General features: G+C 74.1%; 11 protein-coding genes and 1 tRNA gene. 4 read left to right on the plus strand and 8 right to left on the minus strand.

The window, feature by feature from the left end:
• Positions 1 to 50: 50 nt before the first annotated feature.
• The 3 genes from ACZ60X_RS22585 to ACZ60X_RS22595 all read left to right on the plus strand — a co-directional run bounded on the left by ACZ60X_RS22585 (position 51) and on the right by ACZ60X_RS22595 (position 3,465).
• Positions 51 to 833: a maleate cis-trans isomerase family protein gene (locus ACZ60X_RS22585; protein ID WP_469601590.1), complete on the plus strand. Its 783-nt coding sequence runs from the start codon at positions 51 to 53 to the stop codon at positions 831 to 833.
• Positions 834 to 844: 11 nt separating this feature from the next.
• On the plus strand, positions 845 to 1,576 hold the full coding sequence (locus tag ACZ60X_RS22590) for a maleate cis-trans isomerase family protein (RefSeq protein ID WP_469601203.1): 732 nt from the start codon (positions 845 to 847) through the stop codon (positions 1,574 to 1,576).
• Between the two features lie 791 nt (positions 1,577 to 2,367).
• Positions 2,368 to 3,465, plus strand: coding sequence for an LLM class flavin-dependent oxidoreductase (locus ACZ60X_RS22595; protein WP_469601205.1), 1,098 nt, complete (start codon positions 2,368 to 2,370; stop codon positions 3,463 to 3,465).
• 107 nt (positions 3,466 to 3,572) lie between these two features.
• Here ACZ60X_RS22595 and ACZ60X_RS22600 read toward each other — a convergent pair whose 3' ends face one another.
• Positions 3,573 to 5,399 carry a putative bifunctional diguanylate cyclase/phosphodiesterase gene (locus tag ACZ60X_RS22600; protein ID WP_469601207.1) on the minus strand — a complete coding sequence of 609 codons (1,827 nt, stop codon included), beginning with the start codon at positions 5,397 to 5,399 and terminating at the stop codon, positions 3,573 to 3,575.
• Positions 5,400 to 5,746: 347 nt separating this feature from the next.
• Between ACZ60X_RS22600 and ACZ60X_RS22605 the strand changes: the two genes are divergently transcribed.
• Positions 5,747 to 7,006, plus strand: a complete 1,260-nt coding sequence (locus ACZ60X_RS22605) for a M6 family metalloprotease domain-containing protein (RefSeq protein WP_469601209.1) — start codon at positions 5,747 to 5,749, stop codon at positions 7,004 to 7,006.
• A gap of 102 nt (positions 7,007 to 7,108) precedes the next feature.
• Here the strand turns inward: ACZ60X_RS22605 and ACZ60X_RS22610 are convergent.
• From ACZ60X_RS22610 to ACZ60X_RS22640, 7 genes are all read right to left on the minus strand, one after another.
• A tRNA-Lys gene (locus tag ACZ60X_RS22610) sits at positions 7,109 to 7,182 on the minus strand.
• Entirely contained in the window at positions 7,173 to 7,745 is a 573-nt protein-coding gene (locus tag ACZ60X_RS22615) for a hypothetical protein (RefSeq protein ID WP_469601212.1), read from the minus strand. The genes ACZ60X_RS22610 and ACZ60X_RS22615 overlap by 10 nt, the downstream gene beginning before the upstream one ends.
• 131 nt (positions 7,746 to 7,876) lie before the next feature.
• Entirely contained in the window at positions 7,877 to 8,245 is a 369-nt protein-coding gene (locus ACZ60X_RS22620; protein ID WP_469601215.1) for a hypothetical protein, read from the minus strand.
• A 223-nt stretch (positions 8,246 to 8,468) separates the two neighbouring features.
• Complete coding sequence (locus ACZ60X_RS22625; protein WP_469601217.1) at positions 8,469 to 9,806, minus strand: AAA domain-containing protein; 1,338 nt, start codon at positions 9,804 to 9,806, stop codon at positions 8,469 to 8,471.
• A complete protein-coding gene (locus tag ACZ60X_RS22630; protein WP_469601220.1) occupies positions 9,803 to 11,401 on the minus strand; it encodes a hypothetical protein in 1,599 nt (532 codons plus the stop codon). The genes ACZ60X_RS22625 and ACZ60X_RS22630 overlap by 4 nt, the downstream gene beginning before the upstream one ends.
• Positions 11,392 to 12,603, minus strand: coding sequence for a hypothetical protein (locus ACZ60X_RS22635; protein WP_469601223.1), 1,212 nt, complete (start codon positions 12,601 to 12,603; stop codon positions 11,392 to 11,394). The genes ACZ60X_RS22630 and ACZ60X_RS22635 overlap by 10 nt, the downstream gene beginning before the upstream one ends.
• Positions 12,500 to 13,444 (minus strand): phosphatase PAP2 family protein, encoded by a 945-nt coding sequence (locus tag ACZ60X_RS22640; protein WP_469601225.1) that lies wholly within the window; start codon positions 13,442 to 13,444, stop codon positions 12,500 to 12,502. The genes ACZ60X_RS22635 and ACZ60X_RS22640 overlap by 104 nt, the downstream gene beginning before the upstream one ends.
• Between the last annotated feature and the right edge of the window lie 105 nt (positions 13,445 to 13,549).

Here is a 13,549-nt window from a genome sequence, read left to right on the forward strand (position 1 = left end):
GTCACCACCCGTTGCCCACCCGTCCGCTCACCGTGAGGCCGGTGCCTGCCATGGACGTCTCCTTTCTCGGCGGACCCCGCCCGCAGCGCGGTGTGGGAGTCGTCGCCCCTTTTGACTTCGCCCTCGACCGGGAGCTGTGGCGCTGGGTGCCCGACGAGGTGTCGCTGCATCTGACCCGCACCCCGTACGTGCCGGTCGAGGTGAGCCTGGACCTGGCCCGGCTGGTCAGCGAGCACGAGACCCTCGGCGACGCCGTGCGCGCGCTGACCGCCGTCGCCCCCGAGGTCGTCGCCTACGCCTGCACCTCGGGCAGCTTCGTCGGCGGGATCGCCGGGGAGCGGGCGATGTGCGCGGCGATGAGCCTCGCGGGCGCGCCGCCGTCCGTGACGACCTCCGGGGCCCTGCTGGAGGCGCTGGCCGAGCTGGGCGTACGCCGGGTCGCGCTGGTCACGCCGTACACGGTGTCCGTCACCCGGGTGCTGGAGGAGTTCGTCGCCGAGGCGGGGGTGCGGGTCACCGGGTGCGCCTTCATGGGGCTGACCCGGCACATCTGGCAGGTGCCGTACCGGGACGTGGTCGCCATGGCCCGCCAGGCCGTGCGCCCCGGCGGCGCCGACGCGCTGTTCATCTCCTGCACCAATCTTGCGACGTACGACGTGATCCCCCAGCTGGAGGCCGAGCTGCGCATCCCGGTGCTGTCAGCCAACCAGGTCACGATGTGGGCGGCACTGCGCAGGCTGGGTACCCGAGCCGTGGGGCCGTATCAGGCGCTGCTCGACGAGTCGGCGCGCGCGTGGCCCCCCGTACTGCCGGAAGAGACGCAGGAACACTGAAAAGGACGGTCATGACCGCACTCGGATTCCTCTACCCGGGCCACTCCGGCGAGGACGACTACCCGCGCATCGAGCAGCTCCTCGGCAGCGACATCCGGCTGGACCTGGTCCACACCGACATCGGCGAGGACGCGCACCGGGTGGACGCCCTGCGCGAGATGGGATCGGAGGGGCGGCTCGCGGCGGGGGTGGAGGAGCTGCGGCGCACGGGCGTGGAGACGGTGGTGTGGGCGTGCACCAGCGGCAGCTTCGTGCGCGGCTGGGAGGGCGCCCGGGAGCAGGTGCGGGCCCTGGCCCGGGTCTCCGGGATGCCCGCCTCCTCTACGTCGTTCGCCTTCGTCCACGCGGCCCAGGAGATCGGGGCACGGCGGGTCGCCGTCGGCGCGACCTACCCGGAGGACGTGGCCGCGCTGTTCGCGGACTTCCTGCGGGCCGGGGGACTGGAGGTGACCGGGGTGCGCGCGTCCGGGATCGTCACGGCGGCGGAGGTCGGCACGTGGGGGGAGGCGGAGGTGCTGGCGCTGGCGCGCGCGGCGGACGACTCCGGCGCGCAGGCGGTCCTGCTGCCGGACACGGCCCTGCACACGGCCGCGTACCTGCCGCTGCTGGAGAAGGAGCTGGGCAAGCCGGTGCTCACGGCCAACCAGGTGACGGTGTGGGAGGGGCTCAGGCTCGCGGACCGGCGGGTGAACGCGCCGACGCTGGGAAAGCTCTTCACCCGCGAGCCCATCGTCCAGGTCTGACAAGGGCCCGCCCGCCCGGCCGCTGAGCCGCCCGTACGTCCGCCCCTGCGCGTGCCGGTGGTGGATCTCCGGTCGCAGTGTGTGCCGGTGGTAGGTCTTCGGTCGCTGTGTGTCCCGCGGTGCGTCTCCGGCCGTGCGTGTCCCGTTGGTGCGCTCGGCCGTGCCTGTCCTGGTGGTGCGCGGTGCGCGGCTCCGGCCCTGGGCCGCGCTGTCCCTTTTCGGCGGCTTCCGGCGGCCCGTCTTGGCGGTCCGCGGTGTCCGACGGCCTGTGCATGACCGTGCGTGGGGGTGCCCTGGTTGTGGGTGGGGCTCGGGCCGCTTGCGGGCGTCCCGGTCAGCGAGTGTCCGGGCTGCGCCGCATGTCCGTCGGGGGGCTTCGGGCCGCGCCGCATATCCAGGGGGCGGTCGCCTGTGCGTGTCGTGTCTGCGGGGCTCTGTCCGCCTGGATGTGTCCGGGCTGGGGGCTCGGGCCCGCGCCGCGATGTCCGTCTGGGGCGGCCGCCTGTCCGTGTCCCGCCTGCGGGTCTCCGGTCGCCCATGCGTGTCCTGGTCGTGGGTCCGCGGCCCGCGCCTCGTGTGTCCGTCGGCGGGTCTCTGCCCGCCTACGTGTTTCCTGCCTGTGCGTCTCCGCCCCCGCCGCGCTTGTCCCGCCTGCGAGTCCCCGCCCCGTCGGTGAGCCCCCGCCGCGCGTGTCCCCGTGCCCGCGTCTCCGACGTTGCCGGGAATAAGCGGAGACTGCCTCCCGTTACGGCCCGGATGGACAGTCCACGCCACAAACAGGAGGCCACACCGTGTCGGCAGACGAGGCAGACGAGATCCGGGGCACGACGCTCGGCAGCGCCCCCGTCCCCCTCTCCGTACTGGACCTGGTGACCGTCGGCGCGGGCAGCACCGCCGGTGACGCCCTGCGCACCAGCGTGGCGCTGGCCAAGTACACCGAGGCCCGCGGCTTCCACCGGTACTGGGTCGCCGAGCACCACTCCATGCCGGGCGTCGCCTCCTCCTCGCCCGCCGTGATCCTCGCCCACCTCGCCGCCCACACCGACCGCATCCGGCTCGGCTCGGGCGGCGTCATGCTGCCCAACCACGCGCCCCTCGTCATCGCCGAGCAGTTCGGCACGCTGGAGGCGATGGCCCCGGGCCGCGTCGACCTCGGCCTCGGCCGGGCGCCCGGCACCGACGGCGCCACCGCCGCCGCGCTGCGCCGCACCGACACCCTCAACGAGGGCGCCGACGACTTCCCGCAGCAGCTCGCCGAGCTGATCCGGTTCCTGGACGACGACTTCCCCGAGGGGCATCCGTACGCCCGCATCCACGCGATCCCGGGCCCCGTCCAGGCGACCACTCCCGGCGGCGTCCAGTCCCCGCACCGGCCGCCGGTCTGGCTGCTCGGCTCGTCCGGCTTCAGCGCGCGCCTCGCCGCGATGCTGGGCCTGCCCTTCGCCTTCGCGCACCACTTCTCCGCCCAGAACACCATCCCGGCCCTCGACCTGTACCGGGAGACCTTCCGCCCGTCCGCCGTCCTCGACGAGCCGTACGCCCTCATCGGCGTCTCCACCCTCGCCACCGACGACCCGCGCGAGGCCCGTCGCCAGACCCGTGCCATGGCCCTGAACATGCTCCGGCTGCGCACCGGCCGCCCCGGCCTCTTCCCCGATCCGGCGGAGGCCGAGAAGCACGGGTTCAGCCCCACGGAGGAGGAGTTCATCGGCTCCTGGACGGCCAACATCGTGCACGGCGCCGCCGACGAGGTCCGCGCCGGCCTGGACGACCTGCACAAGCGCACCGGCGCCGACGAGCTGATGCTCGTCTCCCATGCCCACCGCGGTGAACTGCGGCTGCGCTCCTACGAGTTGATCGCCGACGCCTACGGCCTGCCGAGCGCCTGACGCGGCACGGCCGTCGCCGTCACCAGCGGACGGTCCGCGGCCACCCACCCTCACGATCGAGCAGTCGAGGCCGGTCACGGAGCCGGCGCCGGCGAGGATGGCGATGGTCAGGGCTGAGGGCAGGCGTCGGTGGCGAGCAGTTCGGAGATACGATCCGGCGGCACCGGGCGCGAGTACAGCCAGCCCTGTCCGGTGTCGCAGCCGATCCGGCGCAGCCGGGTGGCCTGCGCGGAGGTCTCCACGCACTCGGCGGTGACCGTGATGCCGAGGCGGTGGGCGAGTTGGATCATCGCCTCGACGATGACCTCGTCGGCGGGGTTGGGGGCCATCGCCTTCTGGTCCCCCTCGTACTGGAAGCCGCGCACGAAGGAGCCGTCCAGCTTCAGCGTGGAGACCGGCAGCCGGCTGAGGTAGGCGAGGTTGGAGTAGCCGGTGCCGAAGTCGTCGATGGCGATGCGCACGCCCATGTCGCTGAGCGCCTGCAGGGCCTGCAGCGGGCGGCCCGCCGAGCCCATCACCGCCGACTCGGTCAGCTCCAGCTGCAGCAGGTGCGGAGCGAGCCCGGTCTCGGCGAGCACCGCCGCCACGTCGGCGACCAGGTCGGAGTCCCACACCTGCCGTACGGCCACGTTGACGCTGACGAAGATGGGCGGCTCGCCGGGGTGGTCCAGCTGCCAGCGGCGGGCCTGCCGGCAGGCGGTGCCGAGCGCCCAGCGGCCCAGCTGCACGATCGAGCCGTCCTCCTCGGCCAGTCCGATGAACCGATTCGGCGTCAGCGTGCCGAACTGCGGATGATGCCAGCGCACCAAGGCCTCGACCCCGGACAGCCGCCCGTCCTCCATCCCCACCAACGGCTGGTATTCGAGGGCGAACTCACCGCGCTCGATGGCCGGGCGCAGGGTGGAGGACAGGGCCTGGCGGGTCATCCGGTGCGCGTTGCGCTCGGGGTCGAACAGCGTCCAGCGGGCCTTGCCGTCGGCCTTGGCCCAGTACAGCGTGGTGTCCGCCGCCTGCATCAGGCCGGTGGCCGTCGTACCGGCCGCGTGGCGCTCCACGACCCCGATCGAGGCGGTCAGGGACAGCCGCTGCCCGGCCAGGTCGAAGGGGTCCTCCAGCGCCTTCAGCGCCGACTCGGCGAGCTCGGCGAGCTGTTCGGTGCCGGTGGAGTCCTCGACCAGCAGCGCGAACTCGTCGCCGCCGAGCCGGGCCACCAGGGGAGTGGCGGCGCGGGCGTAGCCGGTCTCGTCGGCGACCCGGGTCAGGCGCTCGGCGACGGCCGCGAGCAGCCGGTCGCCGACGCGGTGGCCGAGGGTGTCGTTGACCGCCTTGAACCCGTCGAGGTCCAGGTAGCACAGGCCGATCCGGCCGGTGCCGCCCCGCTCCTCGGGGTCCGCCTCCAGCGCGGCCGAGAGCCGCTCGAAGAACAGCGTGCGGTTGGGCAGCCGGGTCACCGGGTCGTGCATCTGCAAGTGCCGCAGCCGTGCCTGGAGTTCACGGCGGGCGCTGATGTCCGCGACCGACAGCAGCACTCCGGGCTCTCCGTCCGGGAGCGGTACGCCGGGCCCCGCCCCGGTGAGCGGCGAGACGGTGACCTGCACCCACACCGAGTGCCCCTCGGGGTGTTTGAGCCGGCGGGTGCAGCGCAGCCGGGCCTGCCGCCCGCGCAGGACCTCGCGGTAGGCATGCCAGCTGCGGGCGTCCGAGGCCAGGTCGACCAGTTCGGCGGCGCTCCGGCCGGTGAGGGTGTCCGCGGACCGGCCGAGCAGCTCGCCGAACGCCGTGTTGGCGTGGGCGACGAGCCCCGCGCGGTCCACGACGGCCATGGCGAGCGGGGCGGCCGCGAAGACACGGTGGTAGGTGGTGTGGTCACTGTCTGTGACGGCTGACCGGTCGAGGTCTGCCGCGGGCGTCGGCCCTTCGGACGTTCCGCTCACCGCTCGCTCCCGCAGTGCACTCGATCTCTGTCCGTGCCTGTCCGTGCCTGTCCGTGCCGGAAAGTGTGCCGATCATAGAGGCTGTCCCCGGGCCCTTCCAGCCACTCTCCAGTCTCCAGGATCGAGCACGGGTTCTGACAGATCGTTTCTGCCCGCACCTGGACGGGTTCTTCAGGCCCCGGACCAGTTGTGACGTTCCGTGAGTGAACCGGGGTGTCGAGCGCCGGGGCACGCCGGAGCGCTGGAGGGCGCGCTCACCCTTCCGGTGCAGACAAACAGGGCATGCGGTAACAAACAGCACCAGTCTGGAAAGCGGGTCCCGTGAACCGCGTCCGGAGGTCAAGTCCGTGCCCAAGCTGCGCAGCACCGCCGCCGTGTGCACCACGCTGTCGGCGCTCGCCGCCACCTCGATCCTCAGCGGTCCCTCCGTCGCCGAGCCCTTCTCCACCGCCCCCTGCGCCCTGCGGCGCACCGATGCCCACCACTCGGAGGGCGTCGACACCTGGAGCCCGGACTACGCCCGCCCGACCGGCACCCTCGACGCCGTGCTGGTCTTCCTCTCCTTCCCGGACGCCACCCCGCGCACGACCCCCGCCGAACTGACGGCCGATCACTTCCCCGCCACCAGCCGCTACTACGACCAGGCCTCCTACGGCCGCTTCACCCTGCGCCCGCACCCGCTGGACCACTGGCTGCGCATGCCGAAGCCCTCCTCGGCGTACGCCATGAAGCGCGACTGGAGCGCCGAGGACCGCGGCGCCTACCTGCGGGACGCGTTCGCGGCGGCCGACCCGCAGGTGGACTTCTCGCGCTACCAGGTCGTGTACTTCGTCGCCGACCCGGACGCGCCCGGTGTCGACTCCGACGCCACGAAGGTCGTGAACCTCGACACGCCCGTGCGCGTGGACGGCACGGACGTCCGCCGGGTCGTCACGGTCTTCGAGAAGCACCCGCCGGACCGCCTGGTCCTCGCCCACGAGACCGGGCACGTCTTCGACCTGCCCGACCTCTACCACCGCCCGGTCGACGGCAAGGGCGACTGGGACACCTACGTCGGCGACTGGGACCTGATGGGCAGCCAGTTCGGCCTGGCCTCCGACCTGTTCGCCTGGCACAAGTGGAAGCTGGGCTGGCTGGATCCGCGCCAGGTGGTGTGCGTGCGCGGCGCGGGACCGACCCGGCTGACGCTGGAGCCGCTGGAGGCCGGGCCCGGCGTCCCGGTGCAGGGCCCGGCGGGTGCCCCCGCCTTCGGCCTCGGGCACGGTGTGAAGCTGGCGGTCGTGCGCACCGGCGCCGACAGCGCCCTGGCCTTCGAGGTGCGCAGCGCGGCCGGCAATGACCGGGCCGCCTGCAAGCAGGGCGTGCTCGTGTACCGCATCAGGGGCGGCGCGGAGTCCGGCGACGGCCCGGTGGAGGTCGTGGACGCCCACCCGCACACCGAGGCCTGCTGGGAGAACTCGGTCTACCCGCCCCTCGCGGACGCCCCGGTCGCCCTCGGCGAGAGCTTCACCGTGCCCGGGGAGGGCGTGAAGGTGGAGGTGGAGGGCCGGACGGCGTCGGGAGCGTGGACCGTGCGGATCACGCCGGGGCTGAGGGACGAGGGCTGAGCGCCGGTCGTCGTGTGCGGAGCGGGGCGTGTGGACCGGCGTGGGGATACGAGAACGGCGGGTCCGATTCTTTCGAATCGGACCCGCCGTCCTTCATTCGCGTGCGCCGCCAGGGACTCGAACCCCGGACCCGCTGATTAAGAGTCAGCTGCTCTAACCAACTGAGCTAGCGGCGCCTGCTGACGTCGTAGACCTTAGCATCCTGGTCGGCGGGAGGAAAAATCGATATCCGCACCGCCGCCCTCGCCGCCCGCACGGCCGCCCAGAGCACGATCTCCGGGCCCGGCAGCCAGGGATGCCGCTGGTCCGGCGCCACCAGCCAGCGCGACTCGCTCGTGCCGGGACCGTCGCCGTAGGGGGCGGGGACCGTCACCGCGTCGCCGGTGCCGTGGCACAGCAGCGGCGGAACCTCCTGCGTACGATGCGAGCCCCACTCCTCCCAGGCCAGCAGCGAGGGCAGTCGCTGGGCCGTGCCCGAGGCGCAGAACAGCAGCATGCGGCCCCGGAACATCGCGACCGGGCCCGAGCCCGGTCCCTCGTCCCACAGCTGGTCCAGCATCCGGCGGCCGAAGATCGCGGGCGCGCTCACCGCGTCGAAGGCGGCGCCGCAGGGCAGGACGACGGGAGCGCCGGGGCGCTCCGCCCAGTGAGCGAGCGTGCTGCGGGGATACGTCGCGGCCGAAGCGAGCCAGGCGACGCCGTCGGGGGTGACGCGGGTGACGTTCGGTGTGCTGCTCATGCCACCTAGATGTACCGGGCGTGAGCGGACCGTTCTCCTGAGTTTCGGAAACCCGGGACAGCGGGGGTGGATGAGGAGTATCTTGCCCGTCTGGCATATGCCAGACGGGTTGACGAATGACCTGCCGACGGTCACACGGGGTCCGGAGTGGTCCGCCCCTCGCTGTCCCCCCGCATCAGGTCCCGTCCGAACTCGACCATCCTCTTCGCGTAGTCCTCGGTCCACTCCGCGCGCTCGGCGATGTCGGCCGGCGTCAGCCGGTCGAAGCGGCGCGGGTCGGCGAGCTGGGCCGCGGCGATGGCCTGGAACTCCACCGCCCGGTCGGCCGCCGCGCGGAACGCCTGCGTCAGCTCCGTCGCCCGGGCCAGCAGCGCCCGCGGATCCTCGATCGACTCCAGGTCGAAGAAGTGCTCCGGATCGGCGGCCGCCTCCGCGGGCTCGAAGAGCAGGGGCGCGGGGCGTAGCCGCGGTTCGTGACGACGCGGCGTGGGCTCCGCCATGTCTTGTCTCCTCCTCGTACGGTTCGCTGGCACCGCCTGCAGGTGGGCCACCGTCCATTGTCCCGCGCCCCCGCAAGAGCCCCGGCGAACCGCCTCACGGCCGCCGGTTCACCCGGCGTTCCGCCAGGTGGCGCCGCCGGCCGCGCCGGTGCCTTCACGGTCGCCGGCCGGCGGGTCGGGTGGTGCAGCGCTGGTGGTGGGCCCGCGGCCCTGGTGGACCGTTTCACGGTCGCCAGCTGATCCGGTGTTCCGCCAGGTGGGCCAGGACGGCGTGGTTCGCTTCCCAGCCGTCCGGGAATTTCACGAGCGTGCCCAGCTGGACCGGTTCGGTGGAGGGGAACTCGTCCAGGAGGTCGCCCACGCCCGCGCGGCAGACCACGATGCACGCGTGGCGGTGCCGGGAGGCGAGGACGCAGAGGCGGCCGGTCTCCAGATGGAAGGCGGTGGCGTCGGGGCGGCCGGAGAGCGGATGCAGGACGACCGTGACGTCGTACTCCCGGCCCTGCAGTCGGTTCGCCGTGTCGACCGTCACGTCCGGCACGCCCAGCTCGGCGAGCGCCGCGCGGACCGCCGCCGCCTGGTCGCGGTGGGCCGTGCCGACGGCCACGCGGTCGGCGGTGAGGGCGGTGGGGGCGCCGGAGCGCTCCGAGGTGGCCGCGCCGCCCCGGTCCAGCAGCCGCCGGACCACCACCGCCACCGCGCGGACCGCCTCCGGGTCCGTACGCGGCGTGTGCCGGGCGGGCAACTCCAGCAGGCCCCAGCCCGAGCGCGCCGCCTCGTCGATCACCCGGTCCGGACCGGAGCCGTCCGAGGGCACGGCGAAAGCCAGGCGGCGGTCGCCGTGGTCCGTGCCGCTGCGGAACGGGGTGTACGGGTAGAACGCGTCCGAGACCAGCGGAGCCGCCGAGGCCGGGAGCCGCCAGGAGACCGGGAGGCGGTGCTGCGGGAGGGCCGGGTTGTGCGCCAGGAGTGTGGTCACGGCGGAGGCCGAGGGGTCGTACGACAGGCCGGCCCACTGCTCGCTGCCGACGATCGCGAACGGGTCCAGCTGCCCGGGGTCGCCCACGAACAGCGCCCGCTCGAACAGTCCGGCCACGGCCAGCAGCGCGTCCGAGCGCATCTGGTACGCCTCGTCCACGATCGCGTGCCGCCACGGCTCCTCCACCTTGACGTGCGCCCATTTCGCCGCAGTGGACAGCACGACCGGCAGACCGGTGAGATCAGCCGCCTTCGCGGACGTGCGGACCTGGGGCAGGTCGTCCAGCGCCGGGTCGTAGGCGTCCGCGTCACTGCTGTGCAGCCGGCCGACGGGCAGCTCGGGCTCCTTCTCGGCGAGCCGTCGCACCAGGTCGTCGACCTGGGCGTTCGTCTGCGCCACCACCATCAGCGGGCGGCCCGCGCCGGCCAGTTCCAGGGCCGCGCGGACCACCAGCGTGGACTTGCCGGCGCCCGGCGGCGAGTCCACGACCACGCCCCGCTCGGTGCCCCGCAGGGTGTCGCGCAGGATCGCGTCGGTGGCGCGCGCCGCCGCGGCCGAAGGGTCGAAACCGGTCGTCCTCACAGGATGTCCCCCTCCGTCACGGCGTCGGGCGCCTCCGGTGCGGCCTCGCCCGGCGGGCCCCCGTGCGTCCACGGCGTCTGCTCCGGCTCCGGCAGCTTCGCGCCCCCGCGCTGCTCGTGCTCGAAGAGGGTGAAGCAGATCCGGTCGCCCTTCTCCGGCACCGAACCCGGCTCCGGCTCCTTGCCGCGCCCCATCTTGTCCAGCACCCGCAGCACGACCGCCCCGCCGGTCTCCGGCCCCATGACCTCGACCACCTCCGCCGACTGCGGCCTGCCGCCCAGCGAGCGGTACACCTTCACCCGCTCGGCGAGCTGCGGCCGGTCGTCCGTGCGGACCGTGACCAGCGGGCGCGGGCTCGGCCGCCTGCCCTCGCCGTACGCCATGACGACGTCGGTCACCTCGCCCGCGAACGCCTCCCCGGCCAGCCGCCGCCCGGCCATCACCAGCGGGTCGTCCAGCGCCTCCTGCGCCTCCAGCCGGGCCTGCTCACGCTCACGCGTGGCCAGCTTGTTCGCCGCCGTCACCGCGTCGTCGCGGCGCGGCTGCGGCGGCTCGCCCGCCAGCACCCGGTCCCGGTGGCCCGTGAACGACCAGCGGTCCCGCAGCCAGCGCTCCTCGGCGTGCGCGGCTCCCGGCAGCGCCCGCAGCAGGTCCAGGCCCCGCCACACCGCGTCCCAGGTCGGCCGGGTGCGGCTCGCCACCAGCTCGCGCACCTCCCGCTCGGCCGCCGTCAGCGCGGCCAGCCGGCCGTCGGCGCTCACGGCGTCCTCCGCGGCGGCGAGCGCGGCACGCGCGCGGTCGTAGCGCTCGATGGCCGGGGCCAGCAGCTTGTTGTCGAACGCCGGGTCGGTGGCCGGTCCGGCCGGCGGGCACAGCAACTGGCCGCCGGCGTCCCGGGCCAGCTCCGCCCGCCGCGCCGCCTCGGCACCCGACATCCCGTCCGGGGGGTCGATCCAGGCGAGCAGTGCGCCCAGGTGCTGGTCCTCCAGGCTGGACTGGCCCGTCGCCCAGTGCCGGGACAGCACGTCGGTGAGGGCGAGCAGCAGCGAGGAGCCGGGGACCCGCGCCCGCTCGCCGTAGTGCGTCAGCCAGCGGCCCAGCAACGGCACGCGCGGCGGCGCGGGATGGGGCGAGTCGGGGTCCTGCTCGGCCGTCCGGCGAAAGCGCATCGAGCGGCCGAGCAGCCGTACGAAGTCCAGGCCCGCGCGGCTCGGCACGATCAGCTGGGGCGCGTCCGCGCACAGCTCCACCTCGACTTTGACCCGCTTGCCGGTCTCCGGGTCGGTCTCCGTGCGCTCGGCCGCCTCCACGGACTCGGCGTACGCGTCGATGTACGGCAGGACGACGTCGGCCAGGTCGGCGAGGAAGCCGAAGCGCTGGTCCCGGTCGCGGGGCTGCGGTACGACCAGCAGGCGGGGCGTGTCCCGGTCGGTGCCGACCAGCGCGCCGAGCGGGGCGCCGGTCTCACCGGCGGTGGTGAGCGGCACGAACACCAGCGGGTGCTCGGACAGATGGCGGTGCCGGACGGTCGCGAGGGGCTGCGCCCGGCCGCTGTCGACGGCCTCCAGCCGGGCGAGAGTGGTGATCAGCGACACGCGGCCACCCCCTCCACCGCTTCGGAGTGCCGGTCCCGCGCGCCCTCCAGCGCCTCGGCGCGCAGCGCGGCGGCCCGGCGCAGGGCGGCGACCGCCGGGTCGTCCGGGTCGCCGCTCACGCCCCGGGCCGCGGCGAGGACGTCCGCCACCGTGGCCAGTCCGCCCAGTTCGGCGCGCAGCGGCCGGCCGAGGCGGGTGACGGCGCCCGCCTCACGCGCGCGCTCCCGGCAGTGGAAGGCCAGTTCGCACGCGGACAGGCACTCGGGCGCGTACGTCGCCGGGACCGCCGCCACGGCCGCCGTCAGCTCCTCGGCACTGCGGTCGGGCGCGAAACAGGTGCCCTCGGGCAGGGCTTCTGCGATCTCCTCGATCCGGGTGAGCCGGGCCAACTGGCGGGCGGTGACCGCGCGCTGCTTGCGCACGTCCACGGCGGAGCCGGCCGCCAGGTTGGAGAAGTCCTTGGGGCACACGAGGAGGATCCGGTGCCCTACGACCGCGGGGGGATCGAGGCGGGCGGCGACCTCCTCCAGGGCCAGGACGTACACCGCCGCCTGGCGGGCCGCCGCGCCGACCTTCGCCGGGTCCGCCGCGCCGTCCAGCATCGGGAAGGACTTGATCTCCACCACCGACCAACTGCCGTCGGGGTGCACCACCACCGCGTCCGGCTCCAGGAAGGCGAGCGAGCCGGCCACGTCCAGGGCCAGCATCGGATGGTCCAGCAGCGTCCAGCCGCCCGCGCGCGTGGCCTCCCGCAGCGCCAGCGCCGTACGCGCCGTACGCCCCTCGGGGCCGTGCGCCGTCAGGTCGGGCACGGCGGCGCCCTCCGGTGGCTCGGCGTCCGGGTCGAGCCGGGTGTGCGCCAGGCGCAGCAGTTCCGCGCCGCCGTCCGCCTTCACCCGCGCCTCGAACGCGTTGCCCCGGGTCAGCGCGAACTGCGACTGCCCGAAACCGGACGGCGCGCCCAGCGCGCTCGCCAGCCGTGCCTTGTCCACCCCGGCGCCGTCCAGGATCGCCCGCCGCGCGCACCCGGGGTTCGCCGCGAGCGCCGCGAGGGCGCGCGCGTCCAGGGCCTTGGCCGGTACGTCGGGACCACGCAGCTCAGCGAGCCGGTGCCGCAGCCCCTTCTCCCTCGTCGCTGGGGGAGGCGTCCGGTTGGGCCCCGGCGTCGAGCCGCGACTGGCGCTGCCGTGGAATTCGCTCACCCGCGGAAGTCTGGCATCCGCCACTGACAATCGGGGAACCAGCGGCCTGCGCGCCCCGGGTGGTGCCCGGGAACAAGCGGGCCCGCAGCAGGTCCAGCACCCGCATCACCACGGGCGCCAGCAGATGGCCGAGGCCCATCACGGCGATGCCCGCGATCGCGTCCAGCAGGTAGTGGTTGGCGGTGCCCATGACCACCAGCGCGGTGCCCAGCGGGTAGAGGACGCCGAGGACCTTCGCCAGGCGCGTGCCGCCGTACCGCCACAGCATCACCCCGCACCACAGGGCCCAGCCGACGTGCAGGCTCGGCATCGCCGCGTACTGGTTGGTCATGCCGCCCAGCCCGCGCGGGGCGCTGGCGTCGCCGCCCCACCAGCCGTACGAGCTGTAGTGGGCCATGGTGTCCACGAAGCCCTGGCCGGCGGCGAGCAGCCGGGGCGGGGCCGTCGGCAGCAGTGTGAAGCCGATCAGCCCGATGAACGTGGACGTCATCAGCCAGGTGCGGGCGCGCCGGTAGTGCTCGGAGCGGGCCCGGAACAGCCAGACCATGATGGCCGGCGTGACCAGGTAGTGCAGCGAGGCGTACCAGAAGTCCGCCGGCACGCCGAGCCACGGCTCGCGCGTGAACAGCCGGTTGAGCGGGTGCTCGGCGTTGAGGTGCAGGGTCTTCTCGATGCGCAGGATCGCCAGGCCGTGGTCGACGGCCGAGGGGACGTCACCGCGGACGACGAGACGGCCGGCCGAGTAGCAGCCGTAGACCAGGAAGAGCAGCGGCAGCTCGGTCCACCAACGCAACCGGGTGCGCGTGACCGCCCCGGTGCTCGGTGTCTCGGTCTGCGGCATCCGATCGCCCTCCCCCTTGTCGTGCTGTGCGGCCCGCGCCCTGAAGGGCGACCGTGCCACTTTACGGTGTTCGTCCGTCGCCCACGCGGGCGCTCCCTCGCCGTT

The organism is Streptomyces sp. NPDC104106 (assembly GCF_055584345.1).

Bases quoted from the DNA above. Each gene is read 5' to 3' on its own strand.
- ACZ60X_RS22585 (WP_469601590.1), top strand. From the start codon at position 51: ATGGACGTCTCCTTTCTCGGCGGACCCCGCCCGCAGCGCGGTGTGGGA.
- ACZ60X_RS22590 (WP_469601203.1), top strand. From the start codon at position 845: ATGACCGCACTCGGATTCCTCTACCCGGGCCACTCCGGCGAGGACGAC.
- ACZ60X_RS22615 (WP_469601212.1), bottom strand. From the start codon at position 7,745: ATGAGCAGCACACCGAACGTCACCCGCGTCACCCCCGACGGCGTCGCC.
- ACZ60X_RS22620 (WP_469601215.1), bottom strand. From the start codon at position 8,245: ATGGCGGAGCCCACGCCGCGTCGTCACGAACCGCGGCTACGCCCCGCG.
- ACZ60X_RS22640 (WP_469601225.1), bottom strand. From the start codon at position 13,444: ATGCCGCAGACCGAGACACCGAGCACCGGGGCGGTCACGCGCACCCGG.